This is a genomic window from Nonomuraea sp. KM88, assembly GCF_052245635.1.
Lineage (GTDB): Bacteria > Actinomycetota > Actinomycetes > Streptosporangiales > Streptosporangiaceae > Nonomuraea.
The window spans coordinates 1-733 of the sequence record NZ_JBQQCC010000079.1; the positions used below are offsets into that span (position 1 = coordinate 1).

General features: G+C 69.3%; 1 protein-coding gene. It reads right to left on the reverse strand.

The window, feature by feature from the left end; all coding sequences use genetic code 11:
* Positions 1 to 166: 166 nt before the first annotated feature.
* A partial coding sequence (locus ACTWPV_RS49745; protein ID WP_443157234.1) for a tyrosine-type recombinase/integrase occupies positions 167 to 733 on the reverse strand: 567 nt, incomplete at its 5' end.

Below are 733 nucleotides of genomic sequence, written 5' to 3' on the forward strand. Positions count from 1 at the left end.
CTGCTCGACGAAGTCGGGCCGGTGCAGCCAGATGCCGGTGTCGATGAGCAGTTCGACTCCGGCCTGGACGCACGGCAGCCCGGTGGCGCCGAGCGTGAGCGCGCAGGCCAGCTTGTGGCGGGCCCAGTAGCCGTCGGGCACGACAGCGGGATGAGTGGTCATGGCGTCAATTCCCTCGTAATCCCGTCAGCCGGGCGGCGGCCCGTTGCTGACCGGCGATCCAGGCGTCCTCGACGTGGGCTCCTGGGACGTGGACGTACTTCATCGTCGTGGCGATCCAGGCGTGGCCGAGGACGGCCTGGATGGCCAGCAGGTCCATCCCGCCGAGATAAAGCTGAGAGGCGCAGAAATGCCGCAGGACATGGGGGGTGACGGGGTCGGGCCAGTCCGGCAGATGGCGTCCGGCGGCCACCGCGAGCGCCGAACGGAGCGTCTCGTCTCCGACCCTGGCGGCGCTGCCGTCGATGTTCTTGCGCTCCGAGAGCAGCAGCGGGACGCCGGGACGGGTGTGGTCGTCGCCGAACTGGCCCCACACGTCCTCGACGAACCACCGCAACGTCGCCGCAGCGTTATTGATCAGCGGGACCATCCGCTCGCGCGGGCCGGAGCCGCGGGCGCCCTTGCCATGCCGGACGTGCAGCTTGCCGAACCGGCCCAGGTCCCACTTGATGTCGGTCAAATCCAGCTTGCACGTCTCGTTGACGCGCAGCCCGACCTCGCTCATCAGCTTGGC